Origin of the sequence: Agrobacterium sp. CCNWLW32, assembly GCF_037083425.1 — a bacterium.
Lineage (GTDB): Bacteria > Pseudomonadota > Alphaproteobacteria > Rhizobiales > Rhizobiaceae > Agrobacterium > Agrobacterium radiobacter.
In genome coordinates this window covers 81,282-103,000 of the sequence record NZ_JBAOJM010000001.1, presented here as the reverse complement: position 1 = coordinate 103,000, position 21,719 = coordinate 81,282, and the positions used below count along the sequence as shown (strand labels likewise).

Sequence of the window (21,719 nt, the reverse complement as noted above, 5' to 3'; positions counted from 1 at the left end):
GGATTTACGCCTGCTGGAAGCGCTTCAGGAAAAACGCGCTCAATGTTCCGAGCAAAGCCCAGAAAACGAAGCTCGTGATGGTGGCGGCGACGATGAACTGACGCTCCAGCGGCAGCGGCGCCAGCGCATGTTCACCTTCCGGCGGCAGGGGTGCGCCCACCACATGCGGTGCGACGATCAACACCAGCGCCAGAACGATGGCCCAGGGTTCGCGGCGGAATGCGATCAGCGCTATGCCGCCCGCGGTTGCGGCAACCGTGGAAAGCCACCAGATCTGCCGCGCCTCAAGTGCGGCGGCCGGGCTGCCCGGCAGTTCCGGCGGCAGGCCGATCATCGGGGCCAGCATGACGGCGGTAAAACCGGCAACGCCCCAGAGAAGGCCTTCGCGCCAGCCGCCATTCGTGCCACGCAGCGAAATAAGGCCGGTCAGAACAAGCGCATAACCGATGGCGGTCAGGACATTGGCGGCAACGGTATAGGCGGTGCGCTCGAAGCCATCGGCCGGAGCCCAGGCCTCGTCATTGTGCTCATGGGCGGGAACCGCAGCACCGGGCGCCGTCGCATCATGGCTGTGAGGCGCCTCGCCACCGGCGCTCTCATAGGTTTCCGCCTGAAGGATGAGCGGCGTGGTGCCGAAAGCCTGCATGGCAGACACGGCGAAACCACCGAGAATGCCGACGAGAACCGCGGTAAAGACGATATTGCGAAAAGATGACATGCCGTTTCCCCTCAATGGCAGGGGAAGGCATTGGCATGACGCGTGTCATGCGCGGCATTGTGAACGGCTTCCACATGGGAAAAGCCGACAAAACCGACAACGAACAGGCCAAGCACGATCGCCGTCAGCGATTGCGCGAAGCTGCCCGTTTTTGCGGAAACGGCTGAATTGGCCGTATTCTGCTGGATGGACATGGTGACCCCTCTCCCGGCGCGACCCCGCGCCTTTAGACACGGCCGAACGGCGGGAGCCGCAAGACCGCATGCGATACACTTCACCACGGGGATACGAGACTGACACAGGGAGGCATTGATCTCGCCACCCTGAAATTCCGCTCTTCCGGACACCCCGCCGGCATGGACATTTCCGTGATGGCAGGTCTCCTGGCTTACGGGTCAAAACCTGAAACACCTTCCCGGCATCGCCCTCCCTGGAAACCTCGGTTCCCGGAAAATGGCTTGCCAGTGGCACTTCGTTTCAGGCTCTCCGCTCACAGTTGCGGGGGCAGCCACGAATGAGGATTTCTCCCTATCGTGTTCCCTTTTCACCTTCCGGAACGCCCGGAAGGAACCATCACAGGATTGTTATCCGATGGGTGGCGGCGGGAGTCAATGGGCGCGCATGCGCCCAGGGGCACCCTACCGCGCCGGAATGGCCTTCAGATAGGCGGCGATCGCATCGCGGTCATCCGCCGTCAGATGCGCCATGTTCTGCTGCACCTTGACCATGGAACCGCCGACGCTGTCGAATTCCGGGGTGAAGCCGGTTTCCAGATAGCTGGCAATATCGGCCTTGGCCCAGCTTCCGATGCTTTGCGAGCCGGGGGTGATGTCAGGAATGCGGCCTTCGCCTTCCGGATTGGGGCCGCCGGCCAGCCACTTATCGGCAAGGAAACCGCCGAGCGCATTGCGCGGCGTATGGCACTCGCCGCAATGGCCCGGCCCTTCCACCAGATATTGACCGCGCAGCAATTCGGCATTGGCATTGGCAAGCTCGACCCGCGGCGGTGCGGAGGGGTCGAAATAAAGGAACTTCCAGCCGCCCAGCGCCATGCGCAGGTTGAACGGGAACGGCAGTTCGTGATCCGGCGCATCGTTCTGGCTGGCCGGCAGGGCTTTCAGATAACCGAAGAGATCGTTGATGTCCTTCTGCGTCATGCGGGCATAGGAGGCGTAGGGAAAGGACGGGTAAAGGTGCTCACCGTTCCTGCCCACACCACGCGTCATCGCATCGCCGAATTCCGCCAGCGTCCAGCCGCCGATACCATGCTGCGGATCGGAAGAAATATTGGGCACATGAAAGGTGCCGAAGGGGCTTTTCAGCGCCTGCCCGCCCGCAAGCGTCAACAGCGCCTCACCCTTCGCATCGGGTGCGGCATGACAGCTTGCACAGCCGCCCGCCCAGAACAGCGTTTCGCCATTGGCCAGATCCGGTTCGCCAAGGCTGACCCAATGGCTTGGCGCCTGACGTTCCGGCGCGGTGACCCAGGCGAATATGCCGTAGCCGGCAATCGCCGCGACCACGGCCCCGCCAGCGAGTTTCGTCCAGATGGAGGACATACCCCTCTCCCCATTCTCACCTGACCCGGTCAGATGCCTTTCGAGCGTGAGAAAACGCCGCCGGGAAGCGGCGTTTCCAGAATCATTCGATTATTTCTTCAGACGGTAGGTCTGGTGGCAGGTGCCGCAATCGGCGCCGAGCGTCTTCATGGCGGTGGCAACGCCCGCCTGATCGCCGGGGAGATTGGCGAGAACGATGTCCGCATCCGTGCCAAGCTTGGCGGCCTTGGCCTTGAAGTCCTCGAAATTTTCCCAGATGGCGGGAGCAGCCGCGCTGCCGGTTTCGGTGCCGGCGGGGAACTGGTCCGGGAAAGCCTTGGCATTGGTGCCGATGGTCGTCACCGCAGCCTTGACCACATCAGCATCAAAGGGCTTCTCGCCCTTGGAGATGGCAGCGAGCGAACCCATGGCGCCGCCGATCTGCTTCATCATGCCTTCACGTTTTTCGACTTCGCCGGCAGCGTAGACCGCTCCGGCGCAAAGACAGCCGAAAAGCATGGCCGCCGTGATGGTTTTCAGTTTCATGCACACTCTCCTTGATTCCGGCTGGGACACCGGGCGCTAGATGGAACGGCGCGAGGATGCCCTTTCCGGATGGCGAAAAGAAGTCACATTGCGGTGAATTCCATCGTGAAAACAGAAGCCTAAGACAAGGCCTCCCAGAGCGTGAGAAGCGCTGCGGCAATCAGCATGAAACCGGCGGCGCGACCGATGAAGATCGTGGCGGCGGGCGAGGAAACAAGCCATGCCCGGCTTTTATCCGCCGTCAGCGCCAGCGCGCCATAGACGGTGAACTGCGTCACCGCCACCATCGCGCCCATCACCAGCCCCTGCATCCAGATCGGGCCATAGGCGGGTTTGAGAAATTGCGGATAGATCGCCATCATGAACAGATAGGCCTTCGGATTGGAAAGGCAGGTCAGCACCGCCCGCCAGAAGGCTTTTCTGACCGAAGCGCTCGCCTGGGCCTCGTCGCCGTTCACGACAATCGCGCTGCGCATCAGGCCGATGCCGATCCAGATCATATAGGCGGCGCCAAAGACCAGAAGCGGCAGGAACAGCGACGGCATCCACGCGGCGAGCATGCCGACGCCCAACGCACCGTAAAGCGAATGCACGATGCCGCCGGCGCTCATGCCGCTTGCGGCGGAAAGGCCGGTTCTCTTGCCACCCGTCAGCGCACTTGCCAGCACAAACAGCATGTCCATGCCCGGCAGAATGATGATGCCGAACAGGACCAGAAAGAAAAGCCAGAGATTTTCGGCGTAACTCATGTCAGTATCTCCCAAAACGGTTCATGGCACATTCGGGAAAGCCGATGTTTCTCAATGTGTTTCTCCGTTTATAGGAAAGGCCAACTGACAGCGTTGTGTCAGTTGCGTCGTAATATCCCCGGGAAAACGGCAATGCGCAAGGCGTCGAGACTGTTCGAAATCATCCAGATCCTGCGGGTGGCGCGCAGGCCCGTCACCGCGCAGACCATTGCCGAGGCGCTGGAGGTGACGGTGCGCTCGGTCTATCGCGACATAGCCGCCCTTCAGACCATGCGCGTGCCGATCGAAGGGGAACGCGGCGTCGGTTATATCCTGCGTCCCGGCTTCAACCTGCCGCCGCTGATGTTTTCCATCGAAGAGACGGAGGCGATCGTGCTGGCGCTCGCCATGGTCGCCCGCACCGGCGATGCCGAATTGCGGCAGGCGGCCAGGCAGGTCAGCGACAAGATCGCCGCCTCCCTGCCCGACCCCCTGTCGAAAACCCTCTCCGCCAATGCCCTGCACGCCTGGGGCAGCATCGCGCCGGTGCCAGCAGGCGTCGATCTTGCCACGGTCAGGCGCGCGGTGCGCGACGAGGAGAAACTGGAAATCACCTATCGCGATGAAGCCGGCGCGGAAACGCAACGACGGATTCGGCCGATTGCGGTGATCTATTATTCCGAAACGGTGAATATCGTCGCCTGGTGCGAACTACGGCAGGCGATCCGCAATTTCCGCTCGGACCGGGTGCTGAGCTGCGACACCACGGGCAGCTTCTTCAAGCTCGAAGGCGAGAAGCTGCGGCAATTGTGGATGAGCGGCTGGCAGAGCAACCAGCCGGGAAACAGAACTCCGGAACGCGCGACAGATTGAGCTGGCGTTGTGCGACGAGCACGAGATAGTGCAGCTCGCAGCCTTTGTTCTCTGTCGGAGCCGGAGCAGCCCTCTCCACCCTCATTCCTGTGCTCGTCACAGGAATCCAGTCGACGCGCGTTTGCGCGGCGGAGGGGAGTCTGGCCTAAACCACGGCAGCGTTTTGCAGCAAATACTCCAGTACCCGATCCTCCTCGCGCCCGAAACCGCGAATGGCGATTCGGTCGGCAAAGACATCGGCGATGGCAAAGGTGTTCTGGTCGGGCGTATCCACCATGCCCTTGAAATTCACGAAGTGGGTATGGCCCAGCGCGCCGTAATTGCCCTCGTGATTATGGCCGTTGAACCACGCGACGACCGAAGGATGCGCGCCGAGAAGCTCGAGGATGCGCGGCGCGTCCCACATGTTGTGGGCGTTTTCCGGATAGACAGGGTAGTGGCAGAGAACGATCACTTTTTCGCCTGCCGCATCCGCCTTTTGCAGAACCGTCTGCAGCCATTCGAACTGTTCATCGCTGAACGAGGCGTTCCAGTCCTGCGCATTGATTGCGCCCGCATCCGCCAGACGCTTCAGCCGCTCTGCAGCAAGCGCGCGACGCGGATCGCCGGGCGGCGGGGCGAAAAGGCTGACCTCGTTGCCGTCAAGCACGACGAAGCGGACGTCGCCGATGGAAAAATCATGCCAGGGGGCGGACATGCCGAGGCGGTTATGGATATCGGGCAAATGCTCAGCGGCGACGGCGAAATCGTGATTGCCCGGCAGCAGGACCGACCGGTGGCGAAGCTTGTCGTAAACGGCAAGGATCGCATCGAAATTTTCAAAGCCGCGGTCGATGATATCGCCCAGCGTCACCACGAAGGCCAGATCTTCGCGGTTGAAGGCGTCGATCGCGTCTGCGAGCTTTTTCGGGCTTTCAGCGTAATATCGGCCCATCTCGGGGCGCGGATCGGCATCGGCATATTGGGGATCGGCGACAATGCCGAAGGAGAAGAGAGACGTGGTTTTTTCAGTCATGATGCGCCGCGATAAACCCGGCGGATGACAGGCTTGTGACAGAGAACGACATCCCAAAAGCAGAACACCCGGCGCGAGGGCCGGGTGTTCGAAAATTCCGTTCCGCAAGCCTTACTTGGCGGCGGCTTCGTAACGCTCCAGGACGTAGTCCCAGTTGATGAGGTTATCGACGAAGGCTTCGAGGTACTTCGGACGCAGGTTGCGGTAGTCGATGTAGTAGGAGTGTTCCCAGACGTCGACGCCGAGGATCGGCTCTGCACCGTGAACCAGCGGGTTTTCGCCGTTCGGGGTCTTGGAGATTTCGAGCTTGCCGTTCTTGACGGAAACCCACGCCCAGCCGGAGCCGAACTGCGTGGTGCCGGCGGCGATGAAATCAGCCTTGAACTTGTCGTAACCGCCGAGATCGGAGGCGAACGCCTGTTCCAGCTTGCCCGGCAGCTTGTTGCCGCCGCCGTCCTTCTTCAGCCACTTCCAGAAATGGACGTGGTTGTAATGCTGGGCGGCATTGTTGAAGAGACCAGCATTGGTGCCAAAGGACTTCTTCACGACTTCCTCAAGCGAAAGGTCGGAAAGACCGGCTTCCGCCGCCAGCTTGTTGCCGTTGTCGACATATGCCTTGTGGTGCTTGTCGTGATGGAACTCGAGCGTCTCGCGCGACATGTATGGTGCAAGCGCGTCGTAGTCGTAGGGGAGTTCAGGAAGTTCGAAGGCCATGGTTTTTACTCCTTTTTGCAGCGGGTTACCGCTCCTAGAAACCGTGTGAGCGGACCATAGGAGCGAACCTCTGTTTGGGCAACCTGTGAAATATCAAAATGTTCCGACAAAAGAGAAAATTCCTCTCAAGCCAGCCGCCACCACATTTGTTTCACAACCCTGGCGTACTGTTTTCCACCCTATCGGTTCGCTTTTGATGAAATTGCAGGAAGGAAATTCCATGACCCGCCCCAACTCCCGCTCCTTGATCCGCTCCATCCTCCTCTTCACCGCCCTATCATCGCTGGCACTCCCCGCCGCCGCATCCTCGGACGATGCCTGGAAAGAATTCGTGGCGGATGTGCAGACGGCCTGCCTTGCCGGAGCCAAGGACATGATCGAGGACGCCAAGGCGGTGGTCGATCCCGTCGGCAGCGAAAATTACGGCCTCGCCATCCTGACCGGCAAGGCCAAGGGCGCGGATGCGACGGTCAGCCATATCTGCGTCTACGACAAGAAGACCAAGGCGGTGGAACTGGGCAGCGAGCTTGCCGGGGATACGCTGAAGGTGGAAATTCCCGGCTCCACCCAGCCCTAAATCATATAAAAACAGCGGGATGGCGAAAACCGCTCACAGTTTTCGCCATCCCGCTCAAACTTTTTGTTTTGTCGCATTTCCAGACGGAAAACCGGGCTCCAGATTTTCAGGAAATGCTCCAGCTGATCAAAAACGGGGCGTTGTGTCGCCCTCGCCCAGCGCGCGCTGCATCAGGACGGTATCCAGCCACTGGCCGTGTTTCCAGCCAATGGATTTGAACGTGCCGACATGCTCGAAACCGGCCGCACGGTGCAGGCCGATCGAGGCGGCGTTGCCGCTATCGCCGATGACGGCGAGCATCTGCCGGAAGCCGCGCGAGGTCGCATCCTCAATCAGCGCATCGAGTAGTTTGCGGCCAATCCCCATGCCCTTCATGGCCGGATCGACATAAACGGAATTCTCAACCGCCGCGCCATAGGCCGGGCGCGGACGATAGGCCCCGGCATAGGCATATCCGGCTATCTTTCCGTCGATTTCGGCGACGAGATAGGAATAATTGCCCTCCACCAACAGGCGACGGCGCTCAAGCATCATATCCACGCCCGGCGGATCGATCTCGAAGCTGGCGCGGCCGTTCAGCACGGCATCCCGGTAAATTTCGGTAATGGCTGGAATATCCGCTTCCTCGCAAGGGCGGATGGTGCAACTGGATACTGTGAGAAGGGTCATTATCTCGTCCTGTGGTCATTCACGGCCCCATTGTGCATTGCGGCGCAGCCAAAATAAAGATTATCTGTCTTATACAAACGATAAGGTTTTCTTTGATGATGGACCTCGATCTGCGGCAGGTGCGCAGCTTCATGGATGTCGCCGATCTCGGCAGCTTTTCCGCCGCCGCCGACAAGGCGGGGCTGACACAGCCGGCCATCAGCCTGCATATCCGGCTTCTCGAAAAACAACTCGGCGTTAGGTTGATCGAAAGGGTCGGCAGGCGCGCGCAGCCGACGGCGGCGGGCCGGGATTTTCTCATCCATGCAAGGCGGATTGCGGAAGAAGTGGCGCATGCGATCGATACCGTAGCACCTCATCGCAGCGGGGTGACGGGACGCCTGCGCATCGGCACGGGCGCAACTGCCTGCATCTATCTGCTGCCGCCCGTGCTGGCCAAAATCCGTCAGGCCATGCCGGGTATCGAAATCGTCGTGCAGACCGGCAATACGCACGATATTTTGCGGCTTCTGGAGGCCAACACGATCGATGCGGCGGTGGTGGCCCTGCCCGCCAGTGGCCGCAGCCTCGATATCAGCGACATCCATCTCGATGAACTGGTTGCAGTTTTCCCGCATGGCGCCGTCACCGACAGAACGGTACTGAACGCCGAAACGCTTTCGACGCGGCCGCTGCTGCTTTACGAGGGCGGCAATACGCGCAGGCTGGTGGATCAATGGTTTTCGGCGAGCGGCCGCACCGTGCAGCCCGCCATGGAACTGGGCAGCGTCGAGGCCATCAAGAAGCTCGCGGGTGCGGGCCTTGGCCTCGCCATCGTGCCGCGCATGGCGATGGAGCATGAAAGCGCAACGTCGGGGCTTGAATGGCGCTCGCTGGAGCCGCCGCTGGAGCGCCGGATCGCGCTGGCGATGCGGCGAGACAAACATATGACCGCGCCGCTGCGGGCGCTTGCCGCTGCGCTGCCGAGCTTGCAGAAACGATAAAGCCCGCGCCGGTTTCGGGCGCGGGCTTTATGACACTTTTCTTCCGTCATGCCGGACTTGATCCGGCATCCAGCCACGGCGCGTCTGCGCCGTGAGTAGAGTCTCTCGCGATCAAGGACTTGATCGCCCTGGACCCCGGATCGGGCCCGGGGTGACGGAGTGCGGATGCTAGCTCCTCACCATATCCAACCTGGATTGTCTTCAGAACTCCGTCCAGTCGTCGCCCTTCACGGCCAGCGCCGCATTGCCACGCGAGGCGGCAACCGGGCGGGCCCTTGAAGGCGCAGCGACGGGTGCGGCAGGCGCACGGGCGGGGCTTGCGGCCCGCTGCATGTGCCTTGCCGTCTCCCGCAATGCGGAGGTCTGCTGGCCGAGCTGGAATTGCGCAAGCAGGGCGTGGAGGTTGGCACATTCCTGCGCGAGACCCGCACCGGCCGCGTTCATTTCCTCGACCATGGCGGCGTTCTGCTGCGTGGCCTGATCCATGTGGTTGACGGCGGTGTTGACCTCGGAAAGGCCAGCCGACTGTTCCTGCGCCGCCGTTGCGATGGCATCCATATGGGTGTTGACGGAAAGCACCAGCTGCTCGATTTCGGAAAGCCCGACGCCGGTGTCGGCGACCAGCTTCACGCCCTCACCCACCGCAACGGCAGATGTGTTGATGAGCTGCTTGATTTCCTTGGCGGCATTGGCGGAGCGCTGCGCCAGTTCGCGCACTTCCTGTGCGACGACGGCAAAACCCTTGCCCGCATCGCCCGCCCGCGCCGCCTCGACGCCCGCATTCAGCGCCAGAAGGTTGGTCTGGAAGGCGATTTCGTCGACGACGCCGATGATCTGGCCGATCTGGCGCGAGGAATGTTCGATGCGCTCCATGGCGGAAACGGCATCGCGCACCACCTTGCCGGAAAGATCGGCCTTTGACCGTGCTTCACGCACCGTGTCGCGCGCCTCGCCTGCTCGCTTGGAGGTGGCAGAAACATTGGCGGTGATCTCTTCCAGCGCGGCGGCGGTCTCTTCCAGAGAAGCGGCCTGCTGCTCGGTGCGGCGGGAAAGATCGTCGGATGCCGATGACACCTCATGCGCGCCGCCGTTCACTGTCTGTACGGACTGGCCGACGCTTGTGAGCGCTTCGCGCAGCTGATGCACGGAGCTGTTGAAATCGTGGCGCAGCGCCTCGAATTGCGGAGCGAACGGCGTGGCGATCTCGCAGACCATGTCGCCGGAAGCAAGACGGCGAAGGCCGCCCGCTAGCGAACCCGTGGCCTGATTGAGCCGTTCTTCGGCCTCGGCCTCGGCACGCTGCTGCAGCTCGATACGGTCCCGCTCGGCCCGCTCGCGGTTGGCGACGGCTTCCGCCTCCAGCTGCTTGTTGCGGATTGCCGCCTCGCGGAAGATTTCCACGGCGCGGGCCATCTCGCCGATCTCGTCGGAACGCTTTGCACCGGCGACATCGATTGCAAGATTACCGCCCGAAAGCTCCATCATCGCGTTGGTCAGGCGGCTGATCGGCCGGGTGACGCGGCCGACGATGACAGCAAGCGAGAGAATACAGAGCGCCAGCGTGACGACGAAGACGGCGAGATAGATCATCGCATCGATAAAGGCACCCTGTTTTGCCTTTTCGGCATTGGCATCCAGAACATCCATGGCGGCGGACGCGATTTTCGCAATCGTGCCGAGATTTTCGGTGACGGTGGTGCGCCAGCTATCCATGGTGAAGGCAGGCGTGCGGCCGTTGTTCAGGTCGTCGATGAGCTTGGTGCGCTGGGTGCTGAAATCACCCTTGAAATAGGTCTTGTCCGCGGTGGCGTAGATGTCCTTGAGCGACTGCGGCGTCGATTCATGCGCGACCAGATCGCCGGTCGCTTTCCACGCGAAAGCCGCACCGGCATCGGCTGCGCCGAGCTGCTGCATTTCCTGCGCGGTGAGCGGCCGGTTCTGGGCGACGGCGCCGTTGAGAATGACGGTGGCGCTGCCGCCAAGTGCGCGGGCGGACCAGCCATAGGAGCGCAGCTGGATCAAACCGGTCTGACCCTGATCGAGGGAGCGGACAGTGCCTTCAAGTGCCGTCGAACCGGCTTCAAGCGAGGCGAGGAAATCGCCGCCGAGCGTCATGACCGTCTTGTCGAGCCCGCTTTCGCGCCGGTCGAGCGGCTGCGAAACATTGGCGTCAACCTTTTTTCTGAGCTCGACGAACTGCGCGTAAACATCTTTCACACGCTTGAGCGGCGCTTGCAGCTGCGTGTTTTCGAGCGATGAAGACTGTGTGAGGAACGCCGTCATGGCGGCATCCACCTTCTGGCGTGCCGCCTGCACGCTGGCGATGCTGCCGGCCGACTTTGACGGATCGAGCGTCAACGCCGTGGCGCTGTCGCCACGTTCACTGCGGAAATTCAAAAGCGCATTGAAAAGAAGCTTGTCGAGCGAGGCGAGTTGCGCGACCTCGGAAAAGGTGCCGGCGCGATTGACCGAGCGCCACAATTCGTTGCCGACCAAACCGGCCAGCGCAAGGCTGATGGTAAGGAAAAATCCCACAAGTATATTACGAATGCTGAAAGACATCTGGCGGCCCTCGTTAGCCGGAGGTGAAGATGCCGCAAACTACAGTTCGTTTGTCTAAAATTGGATTAAATTCCCCCCGTCTTTTTGGGGAAAATATTGCACCGCAGAAAAGCAATGGCCACGGCAGGCCGAATGCCCGCCGTGGCCTCTTTACGAGATGATTGCCGATCTCAGACGTCTGCGCCGAGACGCGCCCAGTCCATGTAAAGATCGAGCGCCTTGCGGGCGACCGGGCCTGCCTGCAACTCGCGATCATCCAGCTTCACGACAGGCGAAACCTTGGAATAATTGCCCGAGCAGAAGATTTCATCGGCCTCGCGGAAATCTTCGACCGAAAGCGTCGCCTCACGGACATCGAAACCGGCCTGACGCAGAAGGCCGATCACCCGCGAACGGGTGATGCCGGCCAGGAAGGTGCGGTTCGGAACCGGGGTGAAGACGACGCCGTCCTTGACCATGAAGATGTTGGCCGAAGCGGATTCGGCGACATTGCCGTTCATGTCACGCATCAGGGCATTGTCGAAGCCGCGCGAGCGGGCTTCCAGAATGGCGCGGCCGCTATTGGGGTAAAGGCTGCCGGCCTTGGCGTCCGTCATTGCGGTTTCCGGCGAAGGACGGCGCAGCGGCGAGACGGTGAGCGTCAGCGGCTTGCCGGCATCCATCGGCGCTTCGAAAAGGCACAGCGCAAAACGGGTGGAACCGGCATCCGGCGCGACAACGCTGCCGGGCATGCCGTGTTCGGCCCAGTACATCGGTTTGATATAGATCGCCGTCTTGCCGTCGAACCTGTTGACGCCTTCCAGCGCCAGCGCCTCGATCTCTTCCGCCGTCATCGTCGGCTTCATGCCCATATTGGCGGCAGAGCGGTTGACGCGCTGGCAGTGCAGATCGAGATCGGGAGCGACGCCATCAAACCAGCGCGCGCCGTCAAACACCGTCGACGCCAGCCACATGGCGTGCGAGGTCGGGCCGATGAGCGGCGGATTGCCGGGCAGCCATTGACCGTCAACATAAGTCCAGGTGGTTGATCGGGGTGCGGTATCGACGCTCATGATGGTCTCCTGTCTCAAGCGTTTCCGTTAAACGAAAACGCTCCGTCTTTTTGTTCTGATGCATTTCCGGATGAGGAACGCTACGCGCGCTCAACCTGGGATGTGCTGGAAATCGGCCGGAGTGAATGCCTCTCCCCTGACGAGGTCAAGTTTTAATTGCCGCGATTTCTGATTTTGATGGAAAATAACAAAGCGACGGCCCGACAAAGATGTTTTATGAGGTGAAACAAAAGGTTGATGAATAGATTCATCACAATAATTCATCGATCCGATGATGGCGGGGCGATTTCACCCATGCGATGCTGACGATCTGACGGCAGTCCGCAGGAGGAAAACCATGGCATGGTCCGCCCACCAATATCTGAAATTCGAAGACGAACGGACACGCCCCGCCCGGGATCTCCTGGCCCATGTGCCGCTGGAGCGGGTGCTGAATGGCTATGACCTTGGCTGTGGCCCCGGCAATTCCACCGAGCTTCTGACTGACCGTTACGGCGTCAACGTCATTACCGGCATCGACAGTGACGACGACATGCTGGAAAAGGCGGCGGACCGGCTGCCGACCACCCGCTTCGGCAAGGCCGACCTTGCAAAATGGAAGCCGGCGCAGAAGGCAGACCTGCTTTACGCCAATGCCGTTTTTCAGTGGGTGCCGGATCATCTCGTCGTTCTTTCGCAACTGATGGACCAGCTGGAAAGCGGCGGCGTTCTGGCCGTGCAGATGCCTGACAATCTGCAGGAGCCGACGCATCGCGCCATGGAGGAGACCGGCGCGAACGGTGCCTGGAAGGACAGCTTTGCAGATGGCAGGCTGCGCCGCAAACCCCTGCCCGCACCTTCTGACTATTTCGATGCGCTGACGCCGAAATCCGCGCGGGTGGATGTGTGGCACACCGTCTATAATCATCCGATGAAGGATGCGGAAAGCATCGTCGAATGGGTCAAGGGCACGGGCCTGCGCCCCTATCTCGCCGCCGCCGGCGAGGAAAACCGCGAAGCCTTCCTCGCCGACTACACGCGGCGCATCAAGGAGGCCTATCCGCCGATGGCGGACGGCCGGTTGCTGCTGCGTTTTCCCCGGCTTTTTGTGGTGGCGGTGAAGAAGTAAGGACGTGAGATTGTCGCAGGTGGACGCATCCCCCACCGCCCTCATTCCTGTGTTTGTCACAGGGATGAGGAGAGCGCGGAATGCAGAAAGCGTGGACGGCCCCTGGCTTATCTTGCCAACCGGCCTAAACGCCAATGTTTAACCTGCAAAGGCATAGACCCGGAGGCGGTGGTTGTCGGGGTCGGCAGCGGTAAAGGTGTAGCCGAACTCCATTTTGGCGGGCTGCTGCAGCATGGCGACGCCCCTTGCCTTCCAGCTGGCGAAAGTCTCATCCACCTCTGCGTCGTTTTCGACACGGAAAGCGAGCTCTCCGCCGCCGCCCGCGACCGATGCCTTCGGCTCCACGGTATGTTGCGACCACAGGCCGAGCTTCATGCCGTTTTGAAGCACGAACAGCGAAAATGTCGGTGAGGATTCCACCGGCTCCGCACCCAGCAGGGCCTTGTAAAATTCCGTGCTGGCCGGCGGGTTATCGACGTAGAGGATGGTGAAATCGGGGTGGCTCATGGCTGTTCTCCTGTGTTGCGGATGAACGGTTTCTAGACCCCGCTACTGTCAGTTTTTGTCAGCATGATGCCGCCGCCGCTGTTTTTCCCGTTCGCGCCATTCTTTCAACAGGGCCTGGCGGCGGCGCGCATAACGGCTGTCCAGGGGACGGAAATCTTCGATGCGGTCGGCCCGGAAACTGCGGTAGTCCTGCCGCGTCTCGCACCAGCCCAGCACCACCCGCACCAGATCGAAAAAAGCGAGTGCGAAGGGCCAGATCACCCGCTCCGTCACGTCTCCCTTTTCATCGCGATAGGTGATGACGACCTTGCTTTCCTTGCGGATCGTATCGCGAATGGCCGCCAGATCGACATGGATGGCGGCGAGGCCCTGCCCCGGCCCGACAAGCAGGGTGGAATTATCGAGTTCCTCGCGCAGGGCATCGGGAAGCACGGCGCCGATCTTGACGAGTGCGGCGCGGGCGGCCTCGGCCAGCCCGGCATCGGCGCGGCCCGCCACCCAGCGCGAGCCGAGCACCAGCGCCTCGATCTCCTGCTGCGAAAACATCAGCGGCGGCAACAGGAAACCGGGTCGCAGCACATAACCCACCCCCGCTTCGCCCTCGATGTCAGCACCCTGCGCCTGAAGCGTTGCTATATCGCGGTAAAGCGTGCGCAGGCTGACGCCGGTCTGCGCGGCAAGGGCCGTACCGCTGACCGGCATGCGGTGGGAGCGCAGGATCTGCAACAGATCAAGAAGCCGTTGTGAGCGTGACATGCGACATTTCCTTCCACCCGCATAGTCGGATCGTACCGTTGACGATCCCGGCGATAGACGCGTAACGCCGCCAGCCGCCCGGTGCAACCATGCAAAAAAGGGTGGACAAGGCCGCGCCGCCATCATGTAGATATGGCCAGTGATATTCACGCCCCCTCACCCGCCACAGGCATTTCGAGTTTCCGCCATGATCGTTCGTCCAAAACCGAACCTGCTGCAGCTTTTCCTCATCGTGCGCGGTTCCATCATCGTCCGCATCTTTCCGCAGGTGCTTGCGGTGTTCCTGCTGTCGACGCTGGTTGTCTGGGCGCACAAGGACCGGCCGGATCTGGTACAGGCGTTGAACGGCGCGCCCTTTTCGCTGCTCGGCATCGCGCTTTCGGTGTTCCTCGGCTTTCGCGCCAATGCCTGTTACGACCGCTGGTGGGAAGCCCGCAAGCAATGGGGCGCGCTGATCACCGTCGCCCGCACGCTTTCGCGACAGACCGCCATGCTGGAAGGCCGGCAGGATGTAGCCGATCCCGTAACCCGCAGGCGGATCACCGATCTTGTAATCGCCTTCTGCCACGCGCTGGTCTCGCACCTGCGCCCCGGGGATGCGACCGCCACCGCATCCCGCCTCATTCCGGATGACCTTTCGGAGACCTATGCCCGCAGCCGCAACAAACCGGACATGCTGCTGCGCGAAATATCCGCCGCTGTCGTCTCCGCTCATGGCAAGGGGCAGATCAGCGATATCCAGCTGCAGATGCTGGACGCCACCGTGCAGCAGATGGGGGCCTCGCAGGCTTCGTGCGAGCGCATCCGCCAGACGCCGGTTCCCTTCGGTTATTCGCTGCTGCTTCACCGCACCGCGCATCTCTTCTGCCTGTTGCTGCCGTTCGGTTTCACGGATCTGCTCGGCTGGGCCACGCCTTTTACCAGCACGCTGATCGCCTATACGTTTTTCGGTCTCGACGCGTTGTCCGACGAGCTGGAAGACCCATTCGGCACCGGCCTCAATGCCCTGCCGATCAATGCGCTTGCCACCACCATCGAGATCAATCTGCGCGAGGCGATGGGCGAGACCGATCTGCCGGCCGACCCGCGCCCGGTGGATTATGTGCTGATGTGATATCGTCGCCGCCGGGTTGAAACCGATCGCGCGGACACCAGTTAATGAAAGACGGCTTCCCCGCCCGGCATCTGCCGCCGACCATGTTTTCAGCAAACAGGAGAGACATCCATGTATCACGTCAACGCCAATGGCGCGAATATTCCCGCCCTCGGTTTCGGCACCTTCCGCATTCCGGAAGACGATGTCAGGCGCATTCTGCCGGAGGCGCTGAAACTCGGTTTCCGCCATGTCGATACCGCGCAGATCTACAAGAACGAGGGTGCCGTCGGCGAGGTCCTCGCTCAGTCAGGCATTTCCCGCCACGATATATTTCTCACCACCAAGGTCTGGGTGGATCGCTTTCGTCACGACGATTTTCTCGCCTCCGTCGATGAAAGCCTTGCAAAACTGAAGACTGACTATGTTGATCTCCTGCTGCTGCACTGGCCGAAGAGCGATGTGCCGCTTGCCGAGCGCATGGGCGCGCTGAACGCGGTGCGCAAGGCCGGAAAGGTGCGCAATATCGGCATTTCCAACTTCAACGTGGCGCTGACCGAAGAAGCAGTGAAACTTTCCGACACGCCGCTTGCCACCAACCAGATCGAATATCACCCCTATCTCGACCAGACGAAGGTGATTTCGGCCGCGCGCAAACACGGGATGTCGGTGACGGCCTATTATCTGATGGCCGATGGCAGGGTGCCGAACGATCCCGTGCTGCAGGACATCGGCGCAAAGCATGGCAAGACCGCCGCGCAGGTGACCCTGCGCTGGGCCGTGCAGCAGCCGGATATCGTGGCGCTTTCCAAGACGGCGACTGAAAGCCGCCTCAAGGAGAATTTCGACATTTTCGATTTCGCGCTGACGGAAGAGGAAATGCAGGCCATCCACGCGCTGGCCAAACCGAACGGCCGCATCGTCAGCCCCGGCCACCTCGCACCCGATTGGGACGACTAAGCCGGCGGGGCAGTCCGGTTCGGTTTCATCGCTCGGTCAGGGCCAGCTTCGCACCCAGCGCCACAAAGGCGGCGGCGAAGCTGCGCCGCAGCCAGGCGAGAACCGCCGGGCGTGACATCACCTGCCGCCGGACCGAGGCGGCAAAACAGCCGTAAAGCGCAAAGACCAGAAACGTCATGGCCATGAAGATCAGCCCGAGATCGATCATGCGCCATGTCGGCAAAACCTCATCCGGCGCGATGAACTGCGGCAGGAAGGCAAAAAAGAAGATCGACAGTTTCGGGTTCAGGAGATTGATGAGGATCGCCTCGCCGATGACGCGGGCGGCCTTCTGCGGCTCCCCGGCATCATCGATCTTCAGCGCACCGTCTTCCCGCAGCGTATTCCACGCCATGTAGATGAGGTAGGCGACCCCCAGATATTTGACGATGCCGAAGGCCAGCGCGCTGGTGTGCAGAATGGCGGCAAGGCCGGTGATGGCGGCGAGCAGATGCGGCACGATGCCGAGCGTGCAGCCGAAGGCCGCAATCACGCTCGCCCTCGCCCCCTGCGAGAGACCGGCGGCCAGCGTGTAGACCACGCCGGTTCCCGGAGAAGCGGCGACGATGAAGGATGTGATGAGGAATTCGGGTGTCATGGTGCGGGTATGTCCTGTGGGTGGAGGACAGGAGCATGATGGCGCGTGGGGTGGGTGTCTTGGACGAAATTGCAGAGCTGATGCTCGGAGACTCGCGCGGTAATAGCAGGCTGAGGGGCTGGGCCAACCCACTCACCCTCATTCCTGTGCTTGTCACAGGAATGAGGGTGGAGAAAGCATCTACGAGAACGCCGCCCGATAAACCGCCGGCGTCACGCCGAATTGCCGCACAAAAAACCGGTTCAGATGGCTCTGGTCAGTAAAACCGGCGGCAAAGGCCGCCTCGGCAGGCGGCGTACCGCTGGCCAGCGCATGCCGGGCCAGATGCACGCGCCGCTGGAGAAGATAGCTGTGCGGCGTCAGGCCTGTCGCCTTGGCGAAAGCCCGCAGGAAACGGAACAGGCTCATGCCGGCCTCGCTCGCCAGATCGGCGAGGCGGAACGGCCGGGCGGGATCGTCATCGATGATGCTTTTCGCCCGTTTTATGCTGTCGAGTGCGGTAGTTTCGCGCGGTTTGGCAGCCACCTCCATCGCACCCGCCAGAAGCATCAGCAGGGCCTCGTCGCCATGCAGGGTCTCGCCCGGCCGCTGCCTTGCGGTCATCGCCGAAAAGACAGCGCAGAACCGATCAGCCAAAGGCCTTGCATCAACGGGATAGGCGAATTCGAAAGAACCTCGATCCTTCTCGCAGACATCGGCAATGGCGTCGCGGACGATATCGATGTCGAGATAAAGCATCCGCCAGGCGCGACCGCCCGCCCCGAGCGGAATGCCGTCATGCACCTCGCCCGGATTGACGGTGATGACATGGCCGGCGCCGGCCTCCACCATGCCACGACCGGAGAGCGATTTCTGCGCGCCGCGTTCGATGAGGCCGATGCCAAACTGATCATGCATGTGGCGCGGGAAAGAACGATCGCTGTCCGCCACCACGGCGACGACGCCGGGCATGCTGGTTTTCGGCATCAGGAACTGGCCTTGGCCCATGAAAGCGCGCGCTCCGCAGAAAAGAACGCGACGCTATCACAGGGTGTCCCCATGCGACAGACGCTGCCGCTTACGGATGCATATGGTTGATCATCGCGAAGACCTGATCGAAATTGCCGTTCTGCGCGGCAAAACGCAGCGGCTTGCAGCGTTCCACCACCACTTCATTCTCGTCCGGACGATTTTCAAGAATATCCATCACCTCGGAAATGAAGGCGTCGAGCGGCATCGCCCTTTCGTCGCTCGCCTGCCCCTCGCCCATCAGCGTCGTCTGCACATAGGGCGGTACGATTTCGATGACTTCCACCGGTGTCTCCTTCAGCTGCTCGCGCAGCGCAACCGAATAGGCATGGATGGCGGATTTGGTGGCGCTGTAGGTGGGGGTCAGCACCATGGGCACGAAGGCGAGGCCCGACGAGACAGTCAGCACCGTGGCGGCGGGCTGCTTTAGGAAATGCGGCAAAAGCGCAGCCGTCAGGCGGATGGGCGCGAGGAGATTGGTGGCGATGGTTTCTTCGGCCGTATCAAGATAATCCGGTGCGGCGGCAATGTCTTCCGGCCGCATGATGCCGGCATTGTTGATGACGGCGTTGAGGGTGGGATGGGCCTTCACCAGCGCGTCGGCAAATGCGCGAATGCCCGCGGCGTCCGCCGCATCCATCACCATCGAGGCCATGCCCGGGTTGGCGGCCGTCACCTCGTCGAGCACAGCCTGGCGGCGGCCGGAAATGATGACCCTGTTGCCTGCCTGATGAAACGCTTCCGCCAGCGCCCGGCCGATGCCCGAACCACCGCCGGTGATGAGAATGGTATTGCCCGTGATTTTCATTGGAACATCCTTTGCTTGTTGGCTGAAAGGAAGTTAGCTATGATACTCTCCAATCGAAAGTAGGCACCTAAAAGATTTATACTTACCTAATGGAGAGTGTAAGATGAAACGGCACGCGGCCGACCCGGCCATCGAGAACCGGCGCAAGGTTCCGCCGCCCACGGATACCGATCCGGCGATAGAGGCGCTGGTTCAGGACATCATTGCGAAAGTGGCTGACAAATGGACGATGCTCATTCTGGAAGTGCTGGAAGAGCACGGCACGCTGCGCTTCACGCAAATCGGCAGGCTGGTGGGCAATATCAGCCAGAAGATGTTGACGAAAACACTGCGGCAGATGGAAAGCGACGGGCTGGTGCGCCGCACCGTGCACCCCGTCATTCCGCCGCATGTGGATTATGCTCTGACGAACCTCGGCCGCACGCTGGGCAGCGCCTTTTGCGGCGTTTGGATATGGGCGGAAACGCACCATGCCGAAATAGAAGAGGCGCGCCGCCTGTTCAATGAACAGCCGCCGCGCCCCGCGATGGAGTAGCTTCGCCTCAGGCGAACTGGCTGAGACCCGGAACCGAGGCGATCACCTGATCGACAACCTCATCGCCCGCATGCTGGCGGGCAACGGAGATGGTTTCCTTGGCGAGCGTGGAAATCTCGCTCATGCCGAGGCCCTGACTCATCAGCTGCTGGCCGAGACCCATGATGCCGCCGCCGCCGATGGCGCTCATCAGGCCGCCGAGCAGACCGCCGCCGCCGCCGGCACCCTCGCCATTATACTGCGCCACCAGATCGCTGGCGCCGGGAATGGCTTCGATCATCCGCGCGATCGGGCCGTCTGCGGCCTCGCGCTGGAGAAAACCGAGAATCATGCCAACGGCCTTTTCAGCCAGTTCAGGGTCGATCCCCGCCTTTACGGCGATCTGATCCACGACTTCGTTCATTCTTGCCTCCTGTTGAAAAACGACGCCAACATCGAATAACTGACGTTAACGTCAACGTAAAACAATCTTATGCTGCATTCAAGCGGCCACGAACAGGTGCGGCAACTTTCATCAAGCGGTTTTTCCTCATCGGCATCAAGCAGTTGTTGCGCCTTGAAACTGTCCTTATAAGATCATCACAACCAAACTATGAAAAGGCCGCTTTCGCGAGGAACGGTCACCGCATGCCAGCTACGCTTTTAATTCGGACATGACTTTTACAAAATCCGGCGCGATTTTAAGGGTCATGCATCAGCCGCAGGAGAAAATGGTCGATGTTGCAGGACGGACAGCTCTATATCGGGACCAGCCGCAATCCGGACGACAGCCTGAACAAGGGCGAATATCTGGAACTGAAATTCGGCAACCGCCACGGCCTGATCACCGGCGCGACGGGAACGGGCAAGACCGTGACGTTGCAGGTTCTTGCCGAAGGTTTCTCCAAGGCCGGCGTGCCGGTCTTCTGCGCCGACATCAAGGGCGACCTTTCCGGCATCGCGGCGGAAGGCGAAGCCAAGGACTGGGTGCAGAAACGCGTCGAACAGATCGGCTTCACCGATTTTTCCTACGGTAAATCCTCCGTCATCTTCTGGGATCTCTACGGCGAAAAAGGCCATCGCGTGCGCGCCACCATCGCCGAAATGGGGCCGCTGCTGCTTGCCCGGCTGATGGATGCCTCGGAAGCGCAGGAAGGTGTGCTCAACATCGCCTTCAAGATCGCCGATCAGGGCGGGCTGCCGCTGCTCGATCTCAAAGACCTGCAATCGCTCCTGAACTATATGGGCGAAAACGCATCGGAGCTTTCCAACCAGTTCGGCCTGATTTCCAAATCCTCGGTCGGTTCGCTGCAGCGCGGGCTGCTGGTTCTCGAACAGCAGGGCGCGGCCAATTTCTTTGGCGAACCGGCGCTGAAGATCGCCGACATCATGCGCGTGGGTACGGACGGGCGCGGCACCATTTCGGTTCTCGCCGCCGACCGGCTGATGATGAACCCGCGCCTTTACGCCACCTTCCTGCTCTGGATGCTCTCGGAACTCTTCGAAGAACTGCCTGAGGTGGGCGACCCGGAAAAGCCGCGCCTGGTGTTCTTCTTCGATGAGGCGCATCTGCTCTTCAACGATGCGCCACGGGTGTTGGTGGAACGCGTGGAACAGGTCGTGCGCCTTATCCGCTCCAAGGGCGTCGGCGTCTATTTCGTGACGCAGAACCCGCTCGACGTGCCGGAAACCGTTCTTGCCCAGCTCGGCAACCGCGTGCAGCATGCGCTTCGCGCCTATACGCCGCGCGAGCAGAAAGCGGTGCGCACCGCCGCCGACACCTTCCGCCAGAACCCGGCCTTCAACACCGCCTACACCATCACCACGCTCGGCACCGGTGAGGCGCTGATCTCGACCCTGCATGACAAGGGCGCACCCTCCATCGTCGAGCGCACCCTCGTGCGCCCGCCTTCCGGCCGTGTCGGACCGCTGACGGATGCTGAGCGCAGGTCGCTGATCGATGTCAGCCCCGTCGCCGGCCAATATGACAAGGATATCGACCGGGAATCGGCCTTCGAAATCCTCGCTGCCCGTGCCCAGAAGGCATCGGACGCGGAAGCCGCCAAGCGCGCGGAGGAGGAAAACGCCTCCAGCCAGTCCGAAAGCGCTTCCGGCCGCTGGCGTCTGCCCGGCTTCGGCGATGAAGAAGCCGCACCGGCATCCACCGGCTCGCGCAATGGCGGCGCCCGCCGCACGGGTTACCAGCGCGAAACGGTAATCGAGGCGGCGATGAAAAGTGCCGCCCGTTCGGTCGCCACATCCGTCGGCCGCGCCATCGTGCGCGGGATTTTGGGTAGTTTGAAGCGATAGAAACAGGCACGCCGCCCGCTCCCGATGGGGCGGGCGGCGCTTG

At 61.4% G+C, this 21,719-nt stretch carries 24 protein-coding genes and 1 riboswitch; of the genes, 8 read left to right on the top strand and 16 right to left on the bottom strand.

Going from position 1 to position 21,719, the window contains the following annotated elements; translation table 11 throughout:
• Nucleotides 1–4: 4 nt before the first annotated feature.
• The 5 genes from V6R85_RS00520 to V6R85_RS00500 all read right to left on the bottom strand — a co-directional run bounded on the left by V6R85_RS00520 (nucleotide 5) and on the right by V6R85_RS00500 (nucleotide 3,551).
• Nucleotides 5–718, bottom strand: a complete 714-nt coding sequence (locus V6R85_RS00520; RefSeq protein ID WP_111834902.1) for a CbtA family protein — start codon at nucleotides 716–718, stop codon at nucleotides 5–7.
• 11 nt (nucleotides 719–729) lie between these two features.
• On the bottom strand, nucleotides 730–912 hold the full coding sequence (locus V6R85_RS00515; RefSeq protein WP_003509308.1) for a CbtB domain-containing protein: 183 nt from the start codon (nucleotides 910–912) through the stop codon (nucleotides 730–732).
• A gap of 162 nt (nucleotides 913–1,074) precedes the next feature.
• A riboswitch (cobalamin riboswitch) is annotated at nucleotides 1,075–1,308 on the bottom strand.
• A 48-nt stretch (nucleotides 1,309–1,356) separates the two neighbouring features.
• Nucleotides 1,357–2,277 (bottom strand): c-type cytochrome, encoded by a 921-nt coding sequence (locus V6R85_RS00510; protein ID WP_099085563.1) that lies wholly within the window; start codon nucleotides 2,275–2,277, stop codon nucleotides 1,357–1,359.
• 90 nt (nucleotides 2,278–2,367) lie between these two features.
• A complete protein-coding gene (locus V6R85_RS00505) occupies nucleotides 2,368–2,802 on the bottom strand; it encodes a c-type cytochrome (RefSeq protein ID WP_162695589.1) in 435 nt (144 codons plus the stop codon).
• 119 nt (nucleotides 2,803–2,921) lie between these two features.
• A complete protein-coding gene (locus tag V6R85_RS00500) occupies nucleotides 2,922–3,551 on the bottom strand; it encodes a LysE family translocator (RefSeq protein ID WP_003522261.1) in 630 nt (209 codons plus the stop codon).
• A 132-nt stretch (nucleotides 3,552–3,683) separates the two neighbouring features.
• On the opposite strand from V6R85_RS00500, the gene V6R85_RS00495 reads away from it, so the two are divergent.
• Entirely contained in the window at nucleotides 3,684–4,403 is a 720-nt protein-coding gene (locus tag V6R85_RS00495; RefSeq protein WP_111834903.1) for a helix-turn-helix transcriptional regulator, read from the top strand.
• 145 nt (nucleotides 4,404–4,548) lie between these two features.
• Here the strand turns inward: V6R85_RS00495 and V6R85_RS00490 are convergent, their stop codons facing one another.
• Both V6R85_RS00490 and V6R85_RS00485 read right to left on the bottom strand, forming a co-directional pair.
• Complete coding sequence (locus V6R85_RS00490) at nucleotides 4,549–5,418, bottom strand: metallophosphoesterase (protein ID WP_111834904.1); 870 nt, start codon at nucleotides 5,416–5,418, stop codon at nucleotides 4,549–4,551.
• A gap of 111 nt (nucleotides 5,419–5,529) precedes the next feature.
• A complete protein-coding gene (locus V6R85_RS00485; protein ID WP_003509319.1) occupies nucleotides 5,530–6,132 on the bottom strand; it encodes a superoxide dismutase in 603 nt (200 codons plus the stop codon).
• A 220-nt stretch (nucleotides 6,133–6,352) separates the two neighbouring features.
• Here V6R85_RS00485 and V6R85_RS00480 point away from each other — a divergent pair, with 220 nt between their 5' ends.
• Nucleotides 6,353–6,709, top strand: a complete 357-nt coding sequence (locus V6R85_RS00480) for a hypothetical protein (RefSeq protein ID WP_020813072.1) — start codon at nucleotides 6,353–6,355, stop codon at nucleotides 6,707–6,709.
• A 126-nt stretch (nucleotides 6,710–6,835) separates the two neighbouring features.
• Here V6R85_RS00480 and V6R85_RS00475 read toward each other — a convergent pair whose 3' ends face one another.
• On the bottom strand, nucleotides 6,836–7,378 hold the full coding sequence (locus V6R85_RS00475; protein WP_087743555.1) for a GNAT family N-acetyltransferase: 543 nt from the start codon (nucleotides 7,376–7,378) through the stop codon (nucleotides 6,836–6,838).
• 95 nt (nucleotides 7,379–7,473) lie between these two features.
• Here V6R85_RS00475 and V6R85_RS00470 point away from each other — a divergent pair, with 95 nt between their 5' ends.
• A complete protein-coding gene (locus V6R85_RS00470; protein WP_080865986.1) occupies nucleotides 7,474–8,361 on the top strand; it encodes a LysR family transcriptional regulator in 888 nt (295 codons plus the stop codon).
• A 201-nt stretch (nucleotides 8,362–8,562) separates the two neighbouring features.
• Here V6R85_RS00470 and V6R85_RS00465 read toward each other — a convergent pair whose 3' ends face one another.
• Entirely contained in the window at nucleotides 8,563–10,923 is a 2,361-nt protein-coding gene (locus V6R85_RS00465) for a methyl-accepting chemotaxis protein (RefSeq protein ID WP_111834906.1), read from the bottom strand.
• Between the two features lie 170 nt (nucleotides 10,924–11,093).
• Nucleotides 11,094–11,975 (bottom strand): branched-chain amino acid aminotransferase, encoded by an 882-nt coding sequence (locus tag V6R85_RS00460; RefSeq protein ID WP_111834907.1) that lies wholly within the window; start codon nucleotides 11,973–11,975, stop codon nucleotides 11,094–11,096.
• Nucleotides 11,976–12,312: 337 nt separating this feature from the next.
• Here V6R85_RS00460 and tam point away from each other — a divergent pair, with 337 nt between their 5' ends.
• Nucleotides 12,313–13,083, top strand: a complete 771-nt coding sequence (gene tam / locus V6R85_RS00455; RefSeq protein ID WP_080865985.1) for a trans-aconitate 2-methyltransferase — start codon at nucleotides 12,313–12,315, stop codon at nucleotides 13,081–13,083.
• A gap of 138 nt (nucleotides 13,084–13,221) precedes the next feature.
• Here the strand turns inward: tam and V6R85_RS00450 are convergent, their stop codons facing one another.
• Nucleotides 13,222–13,590: a VOC family protein gene (locus V6R85_RS00450; RefSeq protein ID WP_099085567.1), complete on the bottom strand. Its 369-nt coding sequence runs from the start codon at nucleotides 13,588–13,590 to the stop codon at nucleotides 13,222–13,224.
• Nucleotides 13,591–13,638: 48 nt separating this feature from the next.
• Entirely contained in the window at nucleotides 13,639–14,346 is a 708-nt protein-coding gene (locus V6R85_RS00445) for a helix-turn-helix transcriptional regulator (protein WP_099085568.1), read from the bottom strand.
• Nucleotides 14,347–14,533: 187 nt separating this feature from the next.
• Between V6R85_RS00445 and V6R85_RS00440 the strand changes: the two genes are divergently transcribed.
• Nucleotides 14,534–15,460 carry a bestrophin family protein gene (locus tag V6R85_RS00440; protein WP_020813078.1) on the top strand — a complete coding sequence of 309 codons (927 nt, stop codon included), beginning with the start codon at nucleotides 14,534–14,536 and terminating at the stop codon, nucleotides 15,458–15,460.
• A gap of 111 nt (nucleotides 15,461–15,571) precedes the next feature.
• Nucleotides 15,572–16,399, top strand: coding sequence for an aldo/keto reductase (locus tag V6R85_RS00435; protein ID WP_003509331.1), 828 nt, complete (start codon nucleotides 15,572–15,574; stop codon nucleotides 16,397–16,399).
• Nucleotides 16,400–16,424: 25 nt separating this feature from the next.
• On the opposite strand, the gene V6R85_RS00430 is transcribed toward V6R85_RS00435, so the two are convergent.
• The 3 genes from V6R85_RS00430 to V6R85_RS00420 form a co-directional block, all read right to left on the bottom strand.
• A complete protein-coding gene (locus tag V6R85_RS00430; protein WP_099085570.1) occupies nucleotides 16,425–17,036 on the bottom strand; it encodes a LysE family translocator in 612 nt (203 codons plus the stop codon).
• A 180-nt stretch (nucleotides 17,037–17,216) separates the two neighbouring features.
• The gene (locus tag V6R85_RS00425; protein WP_111834908.1) at nucleotides 17,217–18,023 is read right to left on the bottom strand and encodes an AraC family transcriptional regulator; all 807 of its coding nucleotides are present in this window, start codon (nucleotides 18,021–18,023) and stop codon (nucleotides 17,217–17,219) included.
• A 70-nt stretch (nucleotides 18,024–18,093) separates the two neighbouring features.
• On the bottom strand, nucleotides 18,094–18,852 hold the full coding sequence (locus tag V6R85_RS00420; RefSeq protein ID WP_003509336.1) for an SDR family oxidoreductase: 759 nt from the start codon (nucleotides 18,850–18,852) through the stop codon (nucleotides 18,094–18,096).
• A 103-nt stretch (nucleotides 18,853–18,955) separates the two neighbouring features.
• Here V6R85_RS00420 and V6R85_RS00415 point away from each other — a divergent pair, with 103 nt between their 5' ends.
• Nucleotides 18,956–19,387 carry a winged helix-turn-helix transcriptional regulator gene (locus V6R85_RS00415; protein ID WP_003509337.1) on the top strand — a complete coding sequence of 144 codons (432 nt, stop codon included), beginning with the start codon at nucleotides 18,956–18,958 and terminating at the stop codon, nucleotides 19,385–19,387.
• 7 nt (nucleotides 19,388–19,394) lie between these two features.
• Here V6R85_RS00415 and V6R85_RS00410 read toward each other — a convergent pair whose 3' ends face one another.
• Nucleotides 19,395–19,790: a hypothetical protein gene (locus V6R85_RS00410; RefSeq protein ID WP_003509338.1), complete on the bottom strand. Its 396-nt coding sequence runs from the start codon at nucleotides 19,788–19,790 to the stop codon at nucleotides 19,395–19,397.
• Between the two features lie 314 nt (nucleotides 19,791–20,104).
• On the opposite strand from V6R85_RS00410, the gene V6R85_RS00405 reads away from it, so the two are divergent.
• Nucleotides 20,105–21,676, top strand: coding sequence for a helicase HerA-like C-terminal domain-containing protein (locus tag V6R85_RS00405; protein WP_336376935.1), 1,572 nt, complete (start codon nucleotides 20,105–20,107; stop codon nucleotides 21,674–21,676).
• The last annotated feature ends 43 nt before the right edge of the window (nucleotides 21,677–21,719 follow it).

Excerpts from the sequence above, each read along its gene's own strand:
- V6R85_RS00480 (WP_020813072.1), top strand. The coding sequence starts at position 6,353 with ATGACCCGCCCCAACTCCCGCTCCTTGATCCGCTCCATCCTCCTCTTC.
- V6R85_RS00510 (WP_099085563.1), bottom strand. The coding sequence starts at position 2,277 with ATGTCCTCCATCTGGACGAAACTCGCTGGCGGGGCCGTGGTCGCGGCG.
- V6R85_RS00440 (WP_020813078.1), top strand. The coding sequence starts at position 14,534 with ATGATCGTTCGTCCAAAACCGAACCTGCTGCAGCTTTTCCTCATCGTG.
- V6R85_RS00505 (WP_162695589.1), bottom strand. The coding sequence starts at position 2,802 with ATGAAACTGAAAACCATCACGGCGGCCATGCTTTTCGGCTGTCTTTGC.
- V6R85_RS00415 (WP_003509337.1), top strand. The coding sequence starts at position 18,956 with ATGAAACGGCACGCGGCCGACCCGGCCATCGAGAACCGGCGCAAGGTT.
- V6R85_RS00475 (WP_087743555.1), bottom strand. The coding sequence starts at position 7,378 with ATGACCCTTCTCACAGTATCCAGTTGCACCATCCGCCCTTGCGAGGAA.
- V6R85_RS00425 (WP_111834908.1), bottom strand. The coding sequence starts at position 18,023 with ATGGGCCAAGGCCAGTTCCTGATGCCGAAAACCAGCATGCCCGGCGTC.
- V6R85_RS00460 (WP_111834907.1), bottom strand. The coding sequence starts at position 11,975 with ATGAGCGTCGATACCGCACCCCGATCAACCACCTGGACTTATGTTGAC.
- V6R85_RS00435 (WP_003509331.1), top strand. The coding sequence starts at position 15,572 with ATGTATCACGTCAACGCCAATGGCGCGAATATTCCCGCCCTCGGTTTC.
- V6R85_RS00470 (WP_080865986.1), top strand. The coding sequence starts at position 7,474 with ATGATGGACCTCGATCTGCGGCAGGTGCGCAGCTTCATGGATGTCGCC.
- V6R85_RS00465 (WP_111834906.1), bottom strand. The coding sequence starts at position 10,923 with ATGTCTTTCAGCATTCGTAATATACTTGTGGGATTTTTCCTTACCATC.
- V6R85_RS00445 (WP_099085568.1), bottom strand. The coding sequence starts at position 14,346 with ATGTCACGCTCACAACGGCTTCTTGATCTGTTGCAGATCCTGCGCTCC.
- V6R85_RS00485 (WP_003509319.1), bottom strand. The coding sequence starts at position 6,132 with ATGGCCTTCGAACTTCCTGAACTCCCCTACGACTACGACGCGCTTGCA.
- tam (WP_080865985.1), top strand. The coding sequence starts at position 12,313 with ATGGCATGGTCCGCCCACCAATATCTGAAATTCGAAGACGAACGGACA.
- V6R85_RS00515 (WP_003509308.1), bottom strand. The coding sequence starts at position 912 with ATGTCCATCCAGCAGAATACGGCCAATTCAGCCGTTTCCGCAAAAACG.
- V6R85_RS00495 (WP_111834903.1), top strand. The coding sequence starts at position 3,684 with ATGCGCAAGGCGTCGAGACTGTTCGAAATCATCCAGATCCTGCGGGTG.
- V6R85_RS00410 (WP_003509338.1), bottom strand. The coding sequence starts at position 19,790 with ATGAACGAAGTCGTGGATCAGATCGCCGTAAAGGCGGGGATCGACCCT.
- V6R85_RS00420 (WP_003509336.1), bottom strand. The coding sequence starts at position 18,852 with ATGAAAATCACGGGCAATACCATTCTCATCACCGGCGGTGGTTCGGGC.
- V6R85_RS00430 (WP_099085570.1), bottom strand. The coding sequence starts at position 17,036 with ATGACACCCGAATTCCTCATCACATCCTTCATCGTCGCCGCTTCTCCG.
- V6R85_RS00490 (WP_111834904.1), bottom strand. The coding sequence starts at position 5,418 with ATGACTGAAAAAACCACGTCTCTCTTCTCCTTCGGCATTGTCGCCGAT.
- V6R85_RS00450 (WP_099085567.1), bottom strand. The coding sequence starts at position 13,590 with ATGAGCCACCCCGATTTCACCATCCTCTACGTCGATAACCCGCCGGCC.
- V6R85_RS00520 (WP_111834902.1), bottom strand. The coding sequence starts at position 718 with ATGTCATCTTTTCGCAATATCGTCTTTACCGCGGTTCTCGTCGGCATT.
- V6R85_RS00405 (WP_336376935.1), top strand. The coding sequence starts at position 20,105 with ATGTTGCAGGACGGACAGCTCTATATCGGGACCAGCCGCAATCCGGAC.
- V6R85_RS00500 (WP_003522261.1), bottom strand. The coding sequence starts at position 3,551 with ATGAGTTACGCCGAAAATCTCTGGCTTTTCTTTCTGGTCCTGTTCGGC.